Genomic DNA, 20,266 nt, shown 5'->3' with positions numbered 1-20,266 from the left:
TAATTGCTTGCGATTACCACTCCATCATTACTTTCTCACGTTGTTCTCTCGTACTGCCTTCTCGTACATATAGATCAATATAGGTTTTATTGCGTATGATCACTTTTGGAGTTGTCTGCCCGTAGATCACATTTAAGAGATAGCGTGTACCAGCTACATAGTGGCTTTCACCTGATACAAATTCTCTTTGAGATTGGCGTTCTTGGTTTTCAAACTTGGTTTGCTGTTTTTTGATCCAGCTCATTTTGTAATGGCAAAAAGCCGGACAGCATCATCATTCACTTTCAAAGGTGCCGCAATACGCACTCTGCCGTTAGGTGGATACACACCAAGATGGAGGTTTTTGATATCTTTTTTTACTACGTCAATTTCTATGTTTCCGACAGTGATCTGGTGCATATTAGTAGTCCCCTTGTTTTTTACGATCTCGAAGATTTCTTCTGCTTTGTCCTTATCTTTGATGTGTTCTTTGATGACTATCATTACTTTTCGTTCTTTGATCATACTACCCCGCCATCCATCATACCTGTTGCGCAGAATGGATGCATGTAAAGCCAAGGCGAGTTCTTCGTCATGACCTAAGTTATCATATAAAGCTCGTTTGGCATTGGAATTTAAGCTTTCGGGATAGTTGGCAGAATTACCAGGATTTTTCACCTTTTTACTGAGTTCCACGATTTTCGCCAAGTACTCCTCATAATGTTTGGCGGCTTCTTTCCGTGCTTTGATGATCTCGTCGAGCAAAACGGACATATCTTCATAATACTTGGGGTTGGTAGGCATCTCATCAATAATCAATCGGCGAACATTGTTCTCGATCGTTTCGGCAACTGCTTCCGGGTCTTTTCTGATCCCTTTGGGCAATTCTTTGATCGCATCCTCGCCTCGTTCTACGATCAGCTCAATGAGGCTTAGATCATCAAAAGCCGAGATCTTTTCGCTCTCTTCCGCTCTGATATATGTATCGATCAGATGGCGCATCGCAGGCTCATATGCTTTTAGATCAATATAATCACCGCTAGCCCGCTTCATCTCTTCTCGAACATCCCTATAGTACTTGACTTCTCTCTTAATCTCCTCAATCTCTGGCGCGGAATAACCTGCTTCCACCATTTCATTTGCTAGATTGGCATAAGCCCGAATCAATGCAACTGTATACTTATACAAAGCCAACCGCTTGGGTTCGTTCCCTTTTAACTCCTCGCTATTTTCTGTATTTTTCGCACAGAAATAGCGAATGTATGCCATCGTGTCTTTAGGTGGCTCTACAGGCTCACAGAGAGCTTTAATACTTTCACGGGCACCCTCCAGCCGTTCTTTCTCCTTCTCCAAGCGATTGCTTAACAAGCCACCGACATCTTCTTTGTCATGACCGAGTGCTGATACTAGCTAATAATCGCACATTTGGTAAAACCATGGCTTTGAAACAGCTCATAATACTTGCACGCCTCATAAATACTACCTGCGACTAAGATGGCATTCCCTCTGCCATTTTGTAAGCGGTCTTTGATCTCCATATCCAGTAAAATATCGGCTACTACCTTTTCCAATCTGGATCTGGAGCTTAGGACACGTTGCATCGTGCCCCACTTCTTCTTCAGTTGGGCAAGGGCATAATCGGTCAAGCCTTTGGTCTTGGCAGTAAACCACTGGTCGATCTTGGCTGGTGAAGTGATATTTTGGTCAATGTTGCGAGCTTCGTAGCGCAAATCTAACACCACTTGATCGGCAACCGCTTCGTCAAACTTGTAGGTGTGAATGTACTTACCAAATACCTCGATGCTTTTTTGTTTATCCTTTTTTAACAATGGGGTATCAGTAAACCCAACAAACAACGTATTGGGCAAGATATGCTTCATCGCTTTATGTAGCTTCCCTGATTGGGTACGATGACACTCATCCACCAATACATAGAGATCTCCCTTGGACTTGAAGTCTTTGGGCAGACTATTGTTCAGCTCTTCAATATAGGCATCGTAATCTGCCTCTTCTTTCTTGCCGAACTTATGGATGAGCGAACAGACCAGCCATGGTGTGGTGGCATTTAGTTTTTCGATCAGATCATTTCCGCTGTGAGTGCGGTAAATCTCTTCATCCACGCCTTTGAACACCTTTTCGATCTGCTCGTCCAGTTCCGTGCGATCCGTAATGATCAACACCCGAGCGTCTTTGATATTCTCCCTGATCCACTTAGTCAGCCAGACCATCACCAAGCTCTTGCCGCTTCCTTGCGTGTGCCAGATAATGCCGCCTTCACGAATACGCAAGCTCTCTTGAGCTGCCTTCACCCCAAAATATTGATTATGGCGACAGAGCTTCTTGATCCCCCGATCATAGACGATAAAGTCATGGATCAGCTCTAGTAGTCTCTCTTTTTGGCAGAGCTGTACAATATGCCTATCTAGGACATTCTCTATCTCACAGGCTTCTTTCCAAGTGAGATAGTACTTTTCGGGAGTATCGATCACTCCATAGCGAATGCCCTCGGTATCATTACCCGCCATGACAATCTGGATAGTCGAGAAAAAAGGACGGATAAAATCTTTCTGCTGATTGTCCAGATTTTGGCGAATTCCTTCCGAGACAGAGACCGTACTACGTTTTAGCTCCAAGATCCCCAGCGCGATCCCATTCACATAGAGCACAATATCCGGACGTTTTTTGTGTTCCACTTTGATCGAGACTTCTTCGGCGATGGCAAAATCATTGTTTTGAGGATTGTTCCAATCGATCAGCCAGACCGTCTGCATGTTCTCGCCGACATTTTCTTTTACCTTCACCCCATAACGCAACAGAGAATACACTGCTTTATTGTTCTCATAGAGGTCTCTACTCTGATTGGTAGCTGTTCTCGTTAACTCATAGATTGCCTTGGTGATCAGGTCTTGGCTATATCCTTGTTTGGACAAATAATCTCGCAACAGACTCTCTTCGATATTGCGATTGTTTGCTCGATCATGCCAAGAACCAAAATACCGATAACCTAGCTTGCTTTGAAACAACTCTACCACTCGATCTTGCGTAACTCGCTCTCGTTGTCCCACTGCCATTAGACTAGCCCTAAAGCAAAAACGAGACAAATACAAATCCATCAAGCAAGGCATGATGCAACAATTACTCACCGGAAAAGTGAGGTTTGACCTTTTCCTTTCTATGGATTAAGGTCTTTTTGTCTTACATCTAAAAATAACGACGAGTTGTCTCATAATAAATCCATTACTAAGGAGATTTAATTATGAACAAAGAGCTTTACTTTCAATATCAGTGGAGATATACAAAAGAGGATCTAAAATTTTGTCCTCGTTGTGGACACCGATTTTCGCTAGAAAACTTACATATTCCCAACCAACCGCAACTACTTTGTCATTATTGTCAATTTGTCTTCTACTTAGATCCAAAGTTAGTAGTAGTGGCAGTGGTTCTAAATAGAGAAAAAAATAAAGTATTACTTCTTCAAAGAAACGAAGAGCCTAGGAAAGACTTATGGGCATTTCCAGGAGGACATGTAGAACGTGGACATGATCTTTTTGAAGTAATAAAAAATGAGGTAAAAGAAGAAACAGGTCTTTCTGTAGAGGTTAATGAAATTATAACTTGTCCAATTAGTCTACGAAGCGATTGCGGATCATGAAACAGTTATTGTGAACATCGAAAGCAAGAAAGGTTGTTTTTTCTATTTTGATGAAATCCCATGGAATAAACTTGCATTTCCCTCAACTGAAGAGTTAATTACGTTTGTATACAGATAAAAAAATCAGTTCAACCTGAAAATATAAAACTCTGTCGCCTCTCTCAACGGGGAGCAGAATATCATGCAATATCAAGAACAAGCTCTAAATCTAGTGCAATTGACGATCCACCTGAAGACTAACTCGTAAGGTACAGAAGATCCTCACTTAGAAAAAGACCTTTTCCTTTTAAGGAATAAGGTCTTTTTGTCTTACTTTTCGAGTTCTCACCCTTAATCTTTTTCAAATTGAAGTAGATTGTAGAACTACCATAAATAATTGAATGTCCACCTTAGGGGTGATAAGCATCAACAATATATTTGGTTTTTATATAAATATAAAGATAGAAGTACGTATTAGAGATTGGGAGCGAGATATACGTACTTCTATCTTGATGTAAGAGGACAGGTATACCCCGTTCCAGTTGGGAAGTTATCACAGATAATCACACATTTTGTAGTAGAAGGTAGTGGACTACCGGATAAAATAATTTTAAGATTAGGAAAACAAAACATCAAATTTGCATATTTCTCAGAAAGTGAAGACTAGTTTCTCGAAAAATCTATAGTTCCGATTAATGTTATGTCATTTTTTACTCATAATTATGACTAAAGTCTCTAAAAAATAGCCATTTTAGAAAATTACTGTGACGAATGGTGCAAAGATTCTTAAAAAAATACTAATTATTCGAGAGGTGTGTTACAGTGGTTGATGAAGAAATCGGAAAGGCACTACGAAATTACCGAAAATCTCGTGGGCTAAGATTAAAAGATCTTGCTGACGACCAATTATCAATTGCCACCATTAGTTCTATTGAGAGAGGAATTAAAGTACGCAAGCCTAAACGAGATTATTATGTAAAGAAGCTCGGCATTCAAAATCTTGCCGAACTGTCTTTGAATGAACAACATGACGTGAATGAGGTAAAACAAAAATTATTTTTGCTAGCTTCCAAAATAGATTCAGGACTTCTGGACAATGTACTTCCTACTTTTCGGACACTCCAATCACAATGTGAAACCAACAAAGAACTTCTAAGCGAATATTACTACCTAAAAGGAAAGTACTACTTTAAAAAGTCCAATTGGAATAAAACAAAGAGTTACCTGAATACTTGTATCGAGATATGTCAAAAGAACAAGTTATTCTCTACTAACTTCATTTCTTGTTGTTACAAAGAACTTGCCCGAGTTTGCTTTTTTGAACAAAATGACATCCAAAAGGCATTGGAATATGTAAATGAAGGATTAGATTATTACGATAAAGATGGAGAGCGGCAAGATATACGTCTCTATCTGATTGTCGGGAAAGCATCCTATCTTGATAAGTTGAATCTGATCGATGAATCGATGCATCTTCTAAATGAGTATTGGGAGTCGTTTCAGGAAGTTCCGGATCTAGAAGTACGCTTAAACGCTTACGAGATCAAAGCATCTATCTTAAACAAAAAGGGGGAGTACAAGAAAGCATTAGATTATGTCAAAGAAGGCTTTGCTCTATCTTCCATTAACCAACGTCATCGAAGATCACAGGAGTTACTCACAACATGGGGGAATATCTGTTTTAGTTTAAAAGATTATAAGCAAGCAGAAGAACTGTATTTGCAATCCTTAGAATTAGAACCCAAAACAAAAGCACGTGATTTGCTAGTTACTTCATACACCAGTCTAGGTATCCTATACAGCCATTTAAAACAAAATGAAGACGCATCAGAATACTTCAACCGTGCTCTAAAAGAAGGAGCAAGTACAAAAGATGCTCAACGACACTGTTTTGCTTTAACAAAATTTGCAGATTTCTTGATAAAAGAAAGCAAATATTTTGAAGCAATCATTTCCTTAGAAGAAGCCCGAGCAATCGCCGTAAAAATCATTTTTCAAACCCCTTAAAGGACATCCTCGTCAGTCTGTCTGATTGTTGGAAGTTGGTAAACCGGCAGGATAAATATATCGCCTGTTTAGAAGAAATACATTTACTAATTCGAGGAGGTGATCAGGTATGACTTTTGAAAGCGATCCTCCTTAGCGAGGCTAAAAAGATACAATGAAAACGACAAGGCAAAGAAAAAGATCGCAAATGAATGCGGTCTTTTTCTTTGCTGCGATGCCACTTCATTGGTCATACTTTTACTCCCATATACAAAAAAAGACCACCTAATTAGGAAGTCTGACGTTTCCATTCAGACACTTGCGCTTTTAATCGATAAAAATCACCTGCAAGTGTATCTGTTGTTCTTTCTGCTCGTTCTAATTCCTCTTTTGTGACTGCTATTTCCGATACTACTGCTAATGGTTCTTGCATAAAAGTAATTTTGCCGTTCATTGTTTCAAATAGATCCACGACATTTTCATGCAGGCTATTTATGTTGTCTCTTACTGATTGTATTTCCTGTTTTGCTCAGATTTCGTATCTTGTAACTCTTGATGAAGACCATCTACCTTTTGATTCAGTTCAACTTTTGTACTGTGCACTTCCTGTTGAAGACTATCTACCTTTAGATTCAGTTCCATTTTAGTACTTTGTAATTCCTGTTGAAGACCATCTACCTTCTGATTCAGCTCTTGTTGATTCTTATTTAGTTCTTGTAAAAGCTCTAGAATCTGATGTTCCATCCGTTCTCCTCCGTGTTCCTTGCTATTCTTGGAATGGATAATCTCTAGATGTACAAGATCCGTTATTGAATGTCTATTACTATACAATGACAATTTTAGTATCGCAACCATTAATCAAAAAATTTAAAAAACAAAAGAACCTCATACCAATTATAAAAGGAACTCACCTTTTTTGAATCCCTACTCATACCCTACTTCTCCGAAGGCTTACAAAACCTCGACAAGTTCAACAAAATGCCCACTGCAATCAAGGTCAAGGTAAGAGACGATCCTCCATAACTGAGAAATGGTAAGGTAACACCTGTGACAGGAAAGACGCCAGAAACTACTCCGATGTTGATCACCGATTGGATCATCAACATACTAGTAACCCCCGTGGCGACTAAACTAGTGAAGAGGTCGGGTGACAAGATCGCAGTTCGAAATCCTCTCCAGATCAAGACCGCAAATAAGATGACAACAGTTGCCGATCCTAAGAAACCTAGCTCCTCCGAGATAATAGAAAAGATGAAGTCCGTATGTGGCTCAGGGAGATAGAGATGCTTCTGTCGACTCATCCCAAAACCCATTCCCATGAGACCACCCGGTCCAATCGCAAATAGGGATTGAATAATCTGATATCCAGCACCTAGTGGATCTTGCCACGGATCGAGAAAGGCAGTGATCCGAGCCATTCGGTACGGAGCGGCTAAGATCAAGCCGACAAATCCGCCGATCCCTAACAAGACAAGCCCTAACAAGTGTTTGATCCTCGCTCCAGCCGCAAAGATAATGATCATTCCTGTACCGAAGAGAACCGTTCCTGTCCCTAAATCCGGTTGTAACATAATCAGTCCAAAAGCCAATCCCAAAATCCCTAGCCCAGGTAAAAAACCACGAGCAAATTTTTCGATTGGATATCCTGGTTTGGAAAACAGATTACCAAGAAAGGCGATCATTGCTAGTTTCGTAAATTCTGATGGCTGAATACTAAAAGCTCCAATCCCTAACCAACTTCTCGCCCCATTCCGCAAAATACCAACTCCTGGAATAAGGACGATGATTAGTAGAATAAAACAAGCAATAAGTGCAGGTTTTGCCCATTTACGAAATACATCTGGGTGTAAATTTGCGACCATGAACATAAAGAAAACGCCCAATGCCGCAAAGAGAAGCTGCCTTTTCGCAAAGTAGAAGGCATCGTCGTATTTGTCATAAGCAAACGCAGCACTTGCGCTATACACCATCACTACTCCGATGGTTAGCAAACACAATATAGCGATGACAATGACAAAATCAGGAGACGTTCTCGGTTTTAGCATGAGCGTTTTCACCTCGTTTTTCGTTCGAACAAGCTATTTATACAAGCCTATGCACAGCTTGTTTAAAAATGCTTCCTCGTTCTTCAAAAGAGGTATATAAATCCCAACTTGCACAAGCAGGAGAGAGCAATACGATATCGCCGGGTTTTGCCAACTTGGCAGCTGTATCCGTTGCAGCTTCAATCTCGGCTACGATCACTCGCTCTTCTATCCCTGCTTCTTTCGCACGTTCTTCCAGAATAGCAGCTGACTGTCCATAAGCCACCAATGCACGAACATGATCTTTCATGAATGGTATGAGCTCTTGAAAGTCGATCCCTCGATCCAGACCGCCTGCAATCAGCACAATCGGCTCCGTAAAAGAGTTGAGTGCATTTTTCGTAGCTTCCGCATTCGTTGCTTTGGAATTGTTATAAAACTTGATCTTGTTCCACTTTCGTACAAACTCCATTCGATGCTCCACACCTTGAAAGGTTGATAGCACTTGACATATTCCCTCTGGCTTCGCACCAGCACAAAGGGCGATTGCCGTAGCTGCTAGACAGTTTTCTAAATTAAAGGTACCTGGTAATTTCACCTCTTTGACTGGCAGGAGCCGAGTCAACTCTCCTCGCGGAAGGTGATAACAAATCCAATCATCTTCTACAAATATGCCTTGATCTAAGCGCTCTTTTGCAGAGAACCAGATCATCTGAGAATGGATCGTTCCAGACTCTCCCAATGCTCTGGTATGGGCATGATCCCAATTGAGGACCGCAAAATCCTCTGCTGTTTGATTCTGAAATATTTTCGCTTTGGAATCAGCATAATCATCTATCGTTTTATGATAATCCATATGAGCAGATACCAAATTGAGGAATGCGGCAATTCGCGGATGAAAATCGCCCGCTCCCTTTAATTGAAAACTAGATAACTCTGCTACTAGCCATTCATCTGGTGTCAGGTCTTGTACCACTTCAGTCAAAGCTTGGCCAATATTTCCTGCCACCTTCGATGGTACATCTCCTTGTTCGAGCATCAGACCTACCAATGTAGTAGTTGTTGTCTTACCATTGGAACCAGTGATCCCAATGATTGGAGCTGGCGAAAGTTTACCTGCGATCTCTACTTCCGTAACGACTGGAATGCCAAGTTCTATCGCCATTTGAATAGGAGCAATATGATATGGAACTCCCGGATTTTTCACCACCATATCAATTTCTTGCGTAATTAGATCTTCTGGATGGTAGCCACAGATTACACGGATTCCTAGCTCCTCTAATTGGGTGGCCTCGGGAGATTTCTCACGCGGCTTACTATCATTGACCAAAACATTTGCTCCTAAGTGATGAAGGAGCTTAGCTACCGCTACACCACTGCGAGCCATTCCGATTACGACGATACGCTGATTGCGCCACTGATCATTTATGCCCATATCTCGATCACAACACCGATGACTGCGAGCACTAAACCTGCAAACCAGAAGGTCGTAACAACACGCCACTCAGACCAGCCAACTAATTCGTAATGATGGTGCAAGGGACTCATTCGGAAAATACGTTTGCCTCTCGTTTTGAAGGAGGCGACCTGAAGCATAACAGACAAAGCTTCGACTACGAATACACCACCAATAATCGGCAAGAGGAACTCTGTCTCTGTAATAATCGCAAGGGCGGCAATCCCACCACCTAGTGCAAGGGAACCTGTATCCCCCATAAAAACCTTGGCAGGGTGAGCATTAAAGACGAGAAAACCAAGCAACGCACCTACCACGGAGATCGAGAAAATAGCTACGGTATAGTTGCTCTGTACCATTCCGATGATGGCATATGCACCGTATGCTACCGCTGCTGTACCTGCAAGCAGTCCATCTAGACCGTCGGTTAAGTTTACTGCGTTGGATGCCCCGATCATCATCAGAAGAAGTAGTGGCAGATACAACCACGTTAAGGTCAACTCATAATCGGTAAAAGGTAAATCTACTGAGAAAATAGCTCCCAATTTTGTACCTTCAGCTGTCCGTACGGTGAGCAATACCCAGAACAGGACAAGTCCGATAAACAACTGACCGAGTAGCTTTTGAGCTGCGGTCAAACCTAGACTTCTCTTCATCACTACTTTGATGTAATCATCTAAGAAACCGATAATTCCATAACCTAACGTTGCAAATAAAAGGAAAAACAAGTCCGCGTTAATCACTTGGTCACGATTGGTATTGGTCATCAATACTGCGCTACTAAATGGTAAAGCGGTCAAGACAATCGATATTAGAATTAAGGTTCCACCCATTGTAGGTGTACCTGCTTTTTTCAAATGCGCTTGCGGTCCTTCCTCACGAATACTTTGACCAAATTTTAATCTGCGTAAGGTGGGAATAATCATCGGCCCTAGCACGACTCCAATCCCAAAGGCGACTGCAAGCGGAATCAAAATAATACGTATATCAATATTACCCATGGCTCGTTCCTACGCTCCTTCAGTAATGATTTTTACGACTTGATCTAGTTGAGCACCTCGAGAAGCTTTTACGAGTAAGACAGTGTTTTCATTGCTATGTTGGAGGAGCCAATTGGATGCTTCTTGCCGATCAACAAAAGAATGAATTTGAAGCTTTCCTTCATGATTTCGTTCTTTTGCTCCATCTGCAATCCATTTTCCTTTTTCACCCACGGTTAGAAGACAATCAATCCCCAGCTCTACAGCGTTACGACCAAGATCTCGGTGATACTCCTCTTCCCATGTTCCTCCAATTTCTCGAATCTCCCCAAGTAGTGCCCACTTTTCTCGATCAGGTTCTATTTCTACTAGCAGATGAAGAGCTGCTTTCATAGAAGTAGGACTTGCGTTGTATGCATCATTAATAATCGTGATTCCATTTTTTCCAGTTACCTTTTCTAAACGCATCCCAGTAACTGTTACTTGAGAAAGCCCTGTGGCAATTTCGTCTTCTGTTAACCCCAAAGCTCTACCGATTTCAATAGCATAAAGTGCGTTCAAGATATTATGACGTCCTAAGATCGGTAAGGTAAAACGATGCTGAGACTTGCGAGAGATAAAGGTGTATGTGTCGCCTTCCATCTCGATATCTTCAGGTGAATCTACTTGCTCTTTGCTCCAGCCTACTGGAATCTTTTGTTGCGTGATAGATTTTACTCGCTCTTGTAAGAGAGGTTCTTCTCCATCGTAGACAAACATACCCTTTGTGGAGAGTCCTTCCAAGATCTCTAGTTTTGCCTCTGCAATTGCTTCTCGGCTTCCCAAAAATTCAATATGAGACTCCCCTATATTGGTAATAATGGCATGTGTAGGTCTTGTGATCTGAGATAGTAGTGCAATCTCACCTTTCCCACTCATTCCCATTTCTACCACTGCTATCTCTGTTTCCTCTTCAATCGATAACAAAGTAAGAGGTAATCCAATATGATTGTTGAGATTCCCTTTTGTCTTATGAACACGAAAACGTGTCTGAAGCACGGAAGCCACTAGATCTTTGGTAGTTGTCTTTCCGTTGCTACCCGTGATACCAATGATTGGGATATCGAGGGTCATTCGATAAGCATGTGCTAGCTGTTGTAATGCTGTTAAGGTATCCTCTACCAGTAACAGCGGTACCTTTAGATCAGCCGGAACAGGGTGATCTTTTTGCCAAAAAGCTGCGACTGCTCCTTGAGCTACCGCTCGATCTAAATAATGATGTCCGTTAAACTGATCTCCCACTAATGGCACAAATAATTGATTTTCTTGCAACGTTCTCGTATCGGTACTTACTCCCCAAGCGATAAGAGCTTCATCCGAAGGCACGATAGAGAGTAAGTCCGCTTTGGTCACTTCTTGAATCCAACTAAGTCTGGCCTTCATCGGGACTTCCTTTCCATTGCGGATTTGGCTACGAGCCGATCATCAAAATCGTAACGCACTCCGTGAATCTCCTGATATGTTTCATGCCCTTTTCCGGCAATCACGAGTACATCACCTGGCTGTGCTAGCTCTACTGCTTGATCAATCGCCTCTTTACGGTCTAACACCCGCTGATAGCGATCTTTTGGAGCATCTGTTATTCCTGCTTCCATATCATCCAATATTACCTCGGGATCTTCTGTACGTGGGTTGTCCGAGGTCAAGATAGTGAGATCGCTGATGCCTGTCGCAATCTTCGCCATCAAGGGGCGTTTCGTGCGATCACGATCTCCTCCACAGCCTACCACACAGAGAATCCGATTGTTTGCAAATTCTTTCACGGTTTTGAGGACATTTTCCAAACTGTCTGGTGTGTGGGCATAATCCACTACTACGGTGAAATCCTTACTGCCTGGTACTGTTTCAAATCTCCCATCCACACCGGTAATCTTGTGAATAGATGTGATCATCTGTTCAAATGAGAGTCCCTCTACTAACCCTACTGTGATCGCTGCAAGTAGATTATAGACATTGAATTTTCCAATTAACTGAGTTTGGATTGTTGCATTACCAAAGCTACTAGTCACTTCAAACGTTGTTCCGTTTGGCGTAATTTGAATATTGTGCGCTCTGACATCTGCTTTTTGATCAATCCCATACGAAATCACTTGTGCTGGAGTAATCTTAGCAAAATATGCAGAAGCAACATCATCGGCATTTAACACTGCCACCGGTTGATGATCTGCTCGAGAATTCCCAAGTTGGCTAAAGAGCAAACCTTTTGCTGCGCGATACTCTTCCATAGTAGCATGGTAGTCCAAATGATCTTGCGTCAAATTGGTAAAGACTGCGATCTGTATCTGCGCTCCACGTGTTCTACCTAAGTCCAGAGCATGCGAAGAAGCTTCAATCGTAGCATACTCGCAACCTTCTTGGATCATCTGGTAGAAGCAGTGTTGCAACTCCAGTACATCTGGAGTCGTGTTTTTGGCAGGATAGACATCCCCTTTAATCTTCATCCCAATCGTACCAAGTAGACCTGTCTGTCTATTGGCATCTTCTAAGATATGTTGAATCAAATGAGATGTGGTCGTTTTGCCATTCGTTCCAGTGATTGCAATAACACGTAACTTCGAAGTTGGATATGAGTAAAACTTGTTGGCTACTTCTGCCATCGCACGACGAGTATCCGGTACTTTTACTATGGTAGCGCTGGTTTCTACTTCCTCTTCTACCAAAACTGCTACAGCTCCTTGATCCACTGCACGCTCTACATACTGATGACCATCTACCGTAAATCCACGTAAGGCGATGAATAGATCGCCTGCACGAACTTTTCGAGAATCGTATTGTATCCCTGTTATTTCGATCTCTTGTTCACCATAAACCTCTTTTAAAAGAAGAGATTCGATGCATTCGCTCAGTTTCATGCGGTTTCCTCCTTTGAGAATATATCCGCTTTGGACAAGCAAAATGCCAGGTGTTTATCCTGGCATTAATTATACAAACCTATTTTAATCTCCTTTATTTTATTTGTCACCCAAATAGATTCGAATTGCAGAACCTTCCTCTACTCTCGTTCCCGATACTGGCATCTGATCTAAAATTTGTTTTCCTTCTCCTACTACTTCTAGCGGGAAATCATAGAGACTCGTTCTCACTTTTTGTAAGTCTTCACCGATCAAATTAGGGACCTCTACCAGTTTGGGGATGGCCGGAGCATCCTCGGGAGGTATTTGATTTTCTCTTTTTGGAATCTGAAGATGTCGGAGGCTGTCGTCTAGAATTTTCCGTACAATCGGTGCTGCTACTACACCCCCAAATTGAATCCCTTGTGGGTGGTCGACTGCTACGTAAACGACGATCTCTGGATCATCCGCAGGAGCAAATCCAATAAAGGAAACGATATAGTTCCCTTGAAGATAGGTACCATTTGGACCTACTTTCTGTGCCGTTCCTGTCTTTCCACCTACACGATACCCATCGATAAACGCTCGTCTTCCCGTTCCTCTAGCTACCACGCTTTCGAGCGACTCTCGCACAATCTTCGATGTCTCCTCCGAGATTACTTGCGCTTTTACTTCTGGTTGAACCTCTTCTACTACCTTGTTGGTTTTGGGATCAATCCACGCTTTTGCCAAGTGAGGTTCCAAGAGCTTCCCGCCATTCACCGCTGCAGCCACTGCTACTACTTGTTGAATCGGAGTGACAGATACTCCTTGTCCGAATGCAGTAGTAGCTAATTCAACTGGTCCCATTCTCTCTGGTCGAAATAAAATCCCTTTAGCCTCTCCATTAAGGTCAATGCCGGTTTTCTGCCCAAAACCAAACTTTTTGATATACTCCATCAGCTTCTCTTTACCTAATCGATTTCCCAGATTCACAAAACCAGGGTTACAAGAGTTCTCCACCACTTCTAAAAAAGTCTGGTGTCCATGACCGCCTGCTTTCCAACAGCGTAGTCTAGCTCCCCCCACCTCGACAAAACCGGGATCATGAAATCCTTCGGTTAAACTCACCTTTTTTTCTTCTAAGGCGGCAGCTAAGGTGATGATCTTAAATGTAGAACCTGGCTCATAAGTTTTCCAAATCGGTAAATTTCGATTGTACACGATTGGATCTGTCTTTTGATATTGATCTGGTCGAAAATTAGGTCGTGAGCTAATTCCCAAGATCTCTCCTGTTTTGGGGCTCATAGCAATAGCAATCACATTTTCCGGTTTATACTGTGCCATCGCTTGATCCATCTCACGCTCAATTACTTGTTGGATAGTTCTGTCAATCGTCAGTTGTAAATTAAGACCATCTTTTGGAGGTGTAAAGGAATCTTGACCACCTGGTAGTCTCTCACCTCGAGCATTTGAACTAAAGGAGACTTTCCCTTTTACCCCTTGGAGACGTTTATCATAAACCAATTCCAATCCAGCCAATCCTTGGTTATCAATTCCGGTAAAACCTAAGATGTGAGCTGCTAGAGTCTCATATGGATAATGGCGCTTGCTATCTTCTATGACCGCAATTCCAGGTAGACGCAATCCTTGGATCAACTTTGCCTTCTCTTCCGAAATCTTTTTTCCTTCTGGCTTTAGATACACGTTCAAGGCACGCTTCGTAATTTGGTCATAGATCTTCTTTTCAGGAGCTCCTAAAATATTAGCTAATTCCTTAGCTGTTCTAGCTGGATCTTTCACCTGTGCGGGAATCGCCATAACAGAAGGGGTACTAATATTGTAGGTTAGATCTTGTCCATTACGATCCAAGATCTTTCCTCGTCTTGGTTCAAACGGAATATCTCTACTCCCTAAGTCCTCCGCTTTCTCCATCAACCACTTTCCTTGTACGAGCTGTACAAAGGAGAGTCTCCCAATCAAGGTGAGAAAAACGAACGACGCAACCAACAGGATCAAGAACAACCGCTTCTTTACTTTGGTGTCAGGTGTTCGCATGGTGCTCTTCCTTTCTAAGAGACTTGTTCTAGACAAGCCTATGGGGAAAAGCAGCCAAAAATGACAAAGTGTTTTCACTCTTTTTAAATAGTATGATAAAATACTTTTTACTATAATAAAGATAGCTTTTTTAAATTCAAACACAGGATACTATCCTTATTGGGTATTCTTTTAAGATCTGACCCCGGTCATTACAATAATAAAATCTCTAGTAACCACTATATAAATAGTGAATCGTGCATAAAAAAAAGCCTTTGATCGCTACCACGGAACCAAAAGCTTTTCTTCATTTATTATTGGCTGTTTGATTTTCGGGAGGAACTCTTCGATATTCTAATGTTTGTTTGAGAATATCTCGTGCTACTGCAGCTGAAATGGAGCCCTCGGTTCCATCCATTATTGGTTCATCAAGTGCTACATAGACAACAACATTTGGCTTATCGGTTGGAGCAAAACCAATAAAGGAGACAATATATTTATCTTCATAGTATCCACCTTCTGGTTTTGGTTTTTGTGCTGTTCCTGTCTTCCCTGAGACTTGATAACCAGTTAGATTGGCATCCATCCCAGTTCCATTTTGCACTACTCCGCGCAAAATATCTCGAACTTGAGTCGCCGTTTCTGGACGTATGATCTGTCTTTTCTCAATCTTAGTAGTAGAGATAACTTTCTTTTTTTCGTTATCTTTCACTTCTTTTAGAAAATGCGGTTTGACCCAGTAACCACCATTTGCGATTGCAGAGACAGCAGACACTTGCTGAATAGGCGTCACACTGATTCCTTGACCAAAGGAAACGGTGGCAAGCTCAGAAGGATATAAATTTCGATTAAAGAAATAGCCTTTACTTTCGGCTGGTAAATCAATTCCCGTTCGCCGACCTAAGCGATCAGTAATATTACCAAATCCAAAACGATCAATATACTCGATAAGACGCTCGGCGCCTAACCGGTGACCTAATTTTACGAACGCAACGTTACTCGATAACTCTACCCCACGCCGGTAGGTAATCGGTCCCCATCCGTCTCGTTTCCAATCTCGGATGATACGATCTTCTACTTGGATCGATCCCGAGTTGAATATTTCATCTGCATGAAATAAACCTTCTTCGATAGCTGCTGCTAATGTCACAATTTTAAAAGTAGATCCTGGTTCAAACTGGCTCTCAACCGCCATATTACGACCATTTTTTTCAGGATCATATGTGCTGGATACTTGATTAGGATCAAATGTGGGCCTGTTCGCCATTGCCAAGATCTCGCCTGTATAGGGATCTGATACAATCGCAGTGCCACCCTTTGCTTGATACTTTTTCATCGCTTCTTCCAGTGTAGTCTCTACTTGATGCTGAATTCCAGCATCTATTGTTAACACCAAGTCCTGACCTTGAATTGGTGCTTTGTATGTCTCTGGTTCATCCGAAATCATGACCCCGTCTTTTGTCTTTTTATATTTTGCTTCTCCATCTTGACCCTTTAGTTCTTTTTGATAAAAGCTTTCGATTCCACCTACTGGATTTCCCTCTGAATTGAGAAAACCCAACACATGCGCAGCTTCTGGACTATTATATCGGCGCTGAGTGGTTTCATAGCCATAAATCCCTTTTAACTTCCCTTGATCTTTGAGACTCAAAATCTCTTCAAATACAGAGCGAGGATACTTATATTTCCCAGCATCTTTTAAGGGAATAGACTCTTTTTTCTGAGAGAGCTTTTCTACAAGTGTTTCTACTGGAATCTCCAAAACGGGAGCGAGCGTTTCAGCTGTTTTTCGCACATCCCCAATATTTCTAGGGTCAGCCATAAAATAGTAGGCCCGTTCTTCCCAGACCAGAGGTTGTCCATTGCGATCATAGATAGTGCCTCGCTTAGCCGTTAATATATCATGGTTTTTCCAGATTTTCTCTGCTTCAGCTAGTAATTTGTCAGACTCAAATGTCTGAAGGTATAAAAGCCGACAGAGAATCATACAAAAACCCACTGTAAAAAGGAGTCCGATCCAAAGGGAACGCTCTTTGCTTTTTCGAAGGGAGCTACCCATATTGGACTTTACACCTCCATGCCAATGGTCCGTCTAGGGTGCGATATTAGGAATGAAAGTAAGCCCGTTTTCTTTCGCAAATTGGCGAATGCGCTCTACGCTACCTAAACGCTTTTTTTCCGTTTCCAGTTGAAGATTGACCTCTTTAATTTGCTGGATCTCATTTTCCGTATTTTGAATTGAAACACTCAATTCCGTCACTTTTGCATATTGGGAAATAACCCCAATTGCGAGTCCCACGCAAACGACAACGCTGGATAGGTACAGCAATTTCTCCCTCGCTGTTAATCCCTTTAAAAGCGGACGAATCCTTCGTTTAGGAGAAACTTGTGAATTGTCCTGCTCCATCGGTTTCATCGCTACTGCAACGTTTCCTCGCTGCTCTCTCATAGATGATCCCTCCTACACTACCTTCTTCTTCTTTCGACCCTTTTAGTTTCTCTTTTCCGCCACACGCAGTTTGGCAGAGCGTGCGCGCGCATTTCTTTCTACCTCTTCAGCTGATGGGAGAATTGGCTTTCTCGTGATGATTCGAAGATTTGGTTCATGCCCACAAACACAGATAGGAAAATCTTTGGGGCAAGTACAACCAATCGCCTGTTCTTGGAAGAATTTTTTACAGATCCGATCCTCCAAAGAATGGAAGGTGATGACGGAAATTCTACCTCCAGGATTTAACAAGTCGGTCGCCTCATTCAATGCATCCGTAAAAGCTCCTAACTCATCGTTGACTGCAATCCGAATTGCTTGAAATGATCTTCGTGCTGGGTGAGGACCAGTACGTCTGGCCGCTGCTGGGATGGCCGATTTGACCAATTCAGCCAATTCAATCGTCGTTTGAATAGGCGCTTTTTCACGTTCTTGGACGATTTTCCTCGCAATTCTTGGGGCAAATTTCTCTTCACCATATTCATAGAGAATGCGCCGAATCTCACCTTCTGACCACTCATTTACTACTTCAAAAGCGGAGGTGGGTTGGTCCCGATCCATCCGCATATCGAGTGCGGCTTCTTGATGGATACTAAATCCTCGTTCTCCCTCATCTAGTTGAGGAGATGATACCCCTAGATCAAAAAGAAATCCATCCACTCGCTCCAAGCCCAACTGCTCTAATGCTCTTCTCAGGTGACGGAAATTGGTTTTTACCAGTTTAATTTGACATTTTGCATTGGATAATCTTTCTGCTGCTGCCTGGAGTGCAACGTCATCTTGATCCAAACCAATCAAGATGCCCTCTTCACTCAGATACTCCGTAATCAGACTACTGTGACCTGCTCCGCCTAACGTACAATCCACATAAATCCCATCAGGACGAATATGTAAGTTTTCGACAGCTTCTTCTCTTAAAACCGTGATGTGGTGAAACAATGCTAGTCCATCCTCTGCTGTAATTTTATAAGTCAAAATCGATAATCCCTTCGGCAATCTCACTAAAGGATTCTTCCGATTTTGCATAGTATTCTTCCCAAAGATCTTTACTCCAGATTTCTACGCGGGTCGATACGCCGATCACAATCGCTTCTTTTTTCAACTGTGCGTATTCTCTTAGATTGGGTGGGAGGAGAATTCTTCCTTGCTTGTCTTGATCTGCTTCACAAGCACCAGAGAAAAAGAAACGAGTAAATGCTCTGGCATCAGCTTTGGTGAAAGGGAGTGCTTTGAGTCTTTGCTCTAATTGTGTCCACTCCGACCGAGGGTATGCGAAGATACACTTGTCCATGCCACGGGTGATTACAAACGAAGAGCCCAAACTTTCTCGGAACTTCGCCGGGACAATAATCCGTCCTTTTTCATCCACCGAATGGTGGAACTCTCCCATGAACATCCCAAGCCCTCCCCTCGTCCTCCCTTCCTCACCACTTTCCTCCACTTTCCTCCACTGTCGATATTATACCACAGGGCATAGTAAAAATCCTGCCGGCAATTGGCAGGATTTACATTTCTTTTTGCAGATATTGGAAATTATTAGAGTTCCCAACTAGCCTGATAATCCTTTTGTTCTTGGGACATAGCGTCAATTTCTAAACCGTTTGCTTCCAAGAAAAAGCGAGCAACTTGCTCATCTAATTCAGCCGGAACTGGGGCGACTTGACTACCTAACTGTTCAGCATATTGGTCTACAAACACGAGAGAAAGTGCTTGAAGCGCAAATGTCATATCCATAATTTCAGCTGGGTGCCCATCTCCCGCAGCAAGGTTAACAAGGCGTCCTTCTGCTAATAGATATATCTTACGGCCATCTTGGAGCTCGTATTCCATGATATCTTTGCGAACCTCACGTTGGCTAACTGATTGCTTCTCTAGGGAGACCTTATCGATCTCGATATCGAAGTGTCCTGCGTTCGCCAGGAGAGCTCCATCCTTCATGAGTGTAAAGTGCTCTCCATTAATTACATCACGGTTTCCTGTCACCGTAACGAATACGTCCCCTAATTTAGCAGCTTCACGGATCGGCATGACACGGAATCCATCCATATGAGCTTCCGTCGCTCTGATTGGGTCAATTTCCGTTACGATAACATTAGCACCCAATCCTTTTGCACGCATCGCTACTCCTTTTCCACACCAACCATATCCAACGACTACTACCGTTTTACCAGCTACAACTAGGTTAGTCGTTCGATTGATCCCATCCCAAACCGATTGACCCGTTCCATAGCGATTATCAAAAAGATATTTGCATAGCGCATCGTTTACAGCGACCATTGGAAACTTGAGAATCCCATTTTTCTCCATCGAAATGAGTCGTTTAATTCCGGTCGTTGTCTCTTCACAACCTCCCCGTACTTGCTCGGCAAGGTCTTCACGCTCCGAGTGGAGAATCGAAACTAGGTCACCACCATCGTCGATAATCAACTCTGGTTTTGTTTCCAATGTTTTGATCAGGTGATCTTTGTACTCAGCTGGTTCTGGATTATAACGAGCAAAAACTGTGATGCCATTGCTTGCAAGAGCAGCACAAATATCGTCTTGAGTGGAGAGCGGATTGCTTCCTGTAATGGTAACTTCTGCTCCTCCGTCACGAATTAGCTCGGCAAGACAAGCTGTTTTGGCCTCTAGATGAAGAGAAATTGCTACCTTTTTACCCAAGAGTGGCTTCTCTTCGAGAAATTTCTCTCTTAATCGATTTAGCACAGGCATATGCTGTTTTGCCCAATCCATCTTCAATCTACCCTGTGGTGCCAAAGATGGATCATGTATAATACTCATCGTTTAAATTCCTCCTCTATCTAACCTGATCTTACGCAGTTCTAACCAGATTATT

At 42.3% G+C, this 20,266-nt stretch carries 18 protein-coding genes; 2 read left to right on the top strand and 16 right to left on the bottom strand.

The window, feature by feature from the left end:
- Positions 1-13: 13 nt before the first annotated feature.
- Genes VJ09_RS19000 through VJ09_RS18880 form a run of 3 tightly spaced genes read right to left on the bottom strand, consistent with a single transcriptional unit; the run spans position 14 to position 3,050 of the window.
- Entirely contained in the window at positions 14-244 is a 231-nt protein-coding gene (locus tag VJ09_RS19000; protein WP_044642477.1) for a YgjP-like metallopeptidase domain-containing protein, read from the bottom strand.
- On the bottom strand, positions 241-1,347 hold the full coding sequence (locus tag VJ09_RS18885; RefSeq protein ID WP_230199164.1) for a hypothetical protein: 1,107 nt from the start codon (positions 1,345-1,347) through the stop codon (positions 241-243). Before VJ09_RS18885 ends, VJ09_RS19000 begins: the two co-directional genes overlap by 4 nt.
- A gap of 38 nt (positions 1,348-1,385) precedes the next feature.
- Complete coding sequence (locus VJ09_RS18880; RefSeq protein WP_222704954.1) at positions 1,386-3,050, bottom strand: type I restriction endonuclease subunit R; 1,665 nt, start codon at positions 3,048-3,050, stop codon at positions 1,386-1,388.
- Between the two features lie 185 nt (positions 3,051-3,235).
- Between VJ09_RS18880 and VJ09_RS15210 the strand changes: the two genes are divergently transcribed.
- Complete coding sequence (locus VJ09_RS15210) at positions 3,236-3,631, top strand: NUDIX hydrolase (protein WP_052807442.1); 396 nt, start codon at positions 3,236-3,238, stop codon at positions 3,629-3,631.
- Between the two features lie 801 nt (positions 3,632-4,432).
- Entirely contained in the window at positions 4,433-5,617 is a 1,185-nt protein-coding gene (locus tag VJ09_RS15205; RefSeq protein ID WP_044642476.1) for a tetratricopeptide repeat protein, read from the top strand.
- Positions 5,618-5,885: 268 nt separating this feature from the next.
- On the opposite strand, the gene VJ09_RS15200 is transcribed toward VJ09_RS15205, so the two are convergent.
- The 13 genes from VJ09_RS15200 to VJ09_RS15140 all read right to left on the bottom strand — a co-directional run bounded on the left by VJ09_RS15200 (position 5,886) and on the right by VJ09_RS15140 (position 20,211).
- Positions 5,886-6,050 carry a hypothetical protein gene (locus tag VJ09_RS15200; protein ID WP_154662377.1) on the bottom strand — a complete coding sequence of 55 codons (165 nt, stop codon included), beginning with the start codon at positions 6,048-6,050 and terminating at the stop codon, positions 5,886-5,888.
- Between the two features lie 50 nt (positions 6,051-6,100).
- Complete coding sequence (locus tag VJ09_RS15195; protein WP_044642474.1) at positions 6,101-6,340, bottom strand: hypothetical protein; 240 nt, start codon at positions 6,338-6,340, stop codon at positions 6,101-6,103.
- A 191-nt stretch (positions 6,341-6,531) separates the two neighbouring features.
- Positions 6,532-7,641 carry a stage V sporulation protein E gene (spoVE, locus tag VJ09_RS15190; RefSeq protein WP_044642473.1) on the bottom strand — a complete coding sequence of 370 codons (1,110 nt, stop codon included), beginning with the start codon at positions 7,639-7,641 and terminating at the stop codon, positions 6,532-6,534.
- 37 nt (positions 7,642-7,678) lie between these two features.
- Complete coding sequence (gene murD / locus VJ09_RS15185; RefSeq protein WP_044642472.1) at positions 7,679-9,055, bottom strand: UDP-N-acetylmuramoyl-L-alanine--D-glutamate ligase; 1,377 nt, start codon at positions 9,053-9,055, stop codon at positions 7,679-7,681.
- Positions 9,046-10,002, bottom strand: a complete 957-nt coding sequence (mraY, locus tag VJ09_RS15180) for a phospho-N-acetylmuramoyl-pentapeptide-transferase (RefSeq protein WP_407690000.1) — start codon at positions 10,000-10,002, stop codon at positions 9,046-9,048. The genes murD and mraY overlap by 10 nt, the downstream gene beginning before the upstream one ends.
- An 84-nt stretch (positions 10,003-10,086) precedes the next feature.
- Positions 10,087-11,478 carry a UDP-N-acetylmuramoyl-tripeptide--D-alanyl-D-alanine ligase gene (locus VJ09_RS15175; protein ID WP_052807441.1) on the bottom strand — a complete coding sequence of 464 codons (1,392 nt, stop codon included), beginning with the start codon at positions 11,476-11,478 and terminating at the stop codon, positions 10,087-10,089.
- Positions 11,475-12,947, bottom strand: coding sequence for a UDP-N-acetylmuramoyl-L-alanyl-D-glutamate--2,6-diaminopimelate ligase (locus VJ09_RS15170; protein ID WP_044642470.1), 1,473 nt, complete (start codon positions 12,945-12,947; stop codon positions 11,475-11,477). The genes VJ09_RS15175 and VJ09_RS15170 overlap by 4 nt, the downstream gene beginning before the upstream one ends.
- 99 nt (positions 12,948-13,046) lie before the next feature.
- Entirely contained in the window at positions 13,047-14,963 is a 1,917-nt protein-coding gene (locus tag VJ09_RS15165) for a stage V sporulation protein D (protein ID WP_044642469.1), read from the bottom strand.
- Between the two features lie 286 nt (positions 14,964-15,249).
- Complete coding sequence (locus tag VJ09_RS15160) at positions 15,250-17,001, bottom strand: peptidoglycan D,D-transpeptidase FtsI family protein (RefSeq protein ID WP_052807440.1); 1,752 nt, start codon at positions 16,999-17,001, stop codon at positions 15,250-15,252.
- A gap of 33 nt (positions 17,002-17,034) precedes the next feature.
- Positions 17,035-17,391, bottom strand: coding sequence for a cell division protein FtsL (gene ftsL, locus VJ09_RS15155; protein WP_044642468.1), 357 nt, complete (start codon positions 17,389-17,391; stop codon positions 17,035-17,037).
- A gap of 42 nt (positions 17,392-17,433) precedes the next feature.
- Complete coding sequence (gene rsmH, locus VJ09_RS15150) at positions 17,434-18,369, bottom strand: 16S rRNA (cytosine(1402)-N(4))-methyltransferase RsmH (RefSeq protein ID WP_044642949.1); 936 nt, start codon at positions 18,367-18,369, stop codon at positions 17,434-17,436.
- A gap of 25 nt (positions 18,370-18,394) precedes the next feature.
- Entirely contained in the window at positions 18,395-18,826 is a 432-nt protein-coding gene (gene mraZ / locus VJ09_RS15145) for a division/cell wall cluster transcriptional repressor MraZ (protein ID WP_044642467.1), read from the bottom strand.
- 140 nt (positions 18,827-18,966) lie between these two features.
- The gene (locus VJ09_RS15140; RefSeq protein ID WP_044642466.1) at positions 18,967-20,211 is read right to left on the bottom strand and encodes an adenosylhomocysteinase; all 1,245 of its coding nucleotides are present in this window, start codon (positions 20,209-20,211) and stop codon (positions 18,967-18,969) included.
- Positions 20,212-20,266: the final 55 nt, after the last annotated feature.

The organism is Risungbinella massiliensis (assembly GCF_000942395.1).
In the GTDB taxonomy this organism is placed as follows: domain Bacteria; phylum Bacillota; class Bacilli; order Thermoactinomycetales; family Thermoactinomycetaceae; genus Risungbinella; species Risungbinella massiliensis.
The sequence above is the reverse complement of the archived record's forward strand: the minus strand, read 5'-3'. Positions and strand labels throughout refer to the sequence as shown.

Coding starts and splice junctions, on each gene's coding strand:
- VJ09_RS19000 (WP_044642477.1), bottom strand. CDS start 244: ATGAGCTGGATCAAAAAACAGCAAACCAAGTTTGAAAACCAAGAACGC.
- VJ09_RS18880 (WP_222704954.1), bottom strand. CDS start 3,050: ATGGCAGTGGGACAACGAGAGCGAGTTACGCAAGATCGAGTGGTAGAG.
- VJ09_RS15210 (WP_052807442.1), top strand. CDS start 3,236: ATGAACAAAGAGCTTTACTTTCAATATCAGTGGAGATATACAAAAGAG.
- VJ09_RS15200 (WP_154662377.1), bottom strand. CDS start 6,050: ATGAACGGCAAAATTACTTTTATGCAAGAACCATTAGCAGTAGTATCG.
- VJ09_RS15195 (WP_044642474.1), bottom strand. CDS start 6,340: ATGGAACATCAGATTCTAGAGCTTTTACAAGAACTAAATAAGAATCAA.
- spoVE (WP_044642473.1), bottom strand. CDS start 7,641: ATGCTAAAACCGAGAACGTCTCCTGATTTTGTCATTGTCATCGCTATA.
- murD (WP_044642472.1), bottom strand. CDS start 9,055: ATGGGCATAAATGATCAGTGGCGCAATCAGCGTATCGTCGTAATCGGA.
- mraY (WP_407690000.1), bottom strand. CDS start 10,002: ATGATTATTCCCACCTTACGCAGATTAAAATTTGGTCAAAGTATTCGT.
- VJ09_RS15175 (WP_052807441.1), bottom strand. CDS start 11,478: ATGAAGGCCAGACTTAGTTGGATTCAAGAAGTGACCAAAGCGGACTTA.
- VJ09_RS15170 (WP_044642470.1), bottom strand. CDS start 12,947: ATGAAACTGAGCGAATGCATCGAATCTCTTCTTTTAAAAGAGGTTTAT.
- VJ09_RS15165 (WP_044642469.1), bottom strand. CDS start 14,963: ATGCGAACACCTGACACCAAAGTAAAGAAGCGGTTGTTCTTGATCCTG.
- VJ09_RS15160 (WP_052807440.1), bottom strand. CDS start 17,001: ATGGGTAGCTCCCTTCGAAAAAGCAAAGAGCGTTCCCTTTGGATCGGA.
- ftsL (WP_044642468.1), bottom strand. CDS start 17,391: ATGAGAGAGCAGCGAGGAAACGTTGCAGTAGCGATGAAACCGATGGAG.
- mraZ (WP_044642467.1), bottom strand. CDS start 18,826: ATGTTCATGGGAGAGTTCCACCATTCGGTGGATGAAAAAGGACGGATT.
- VJ09_RS15140 (WP_044642466.1), bottom strand. CDS start 20,211: ATGAGTATTATACATGATCCATCTTTGGCACCACAGGGTAGATTGAAG.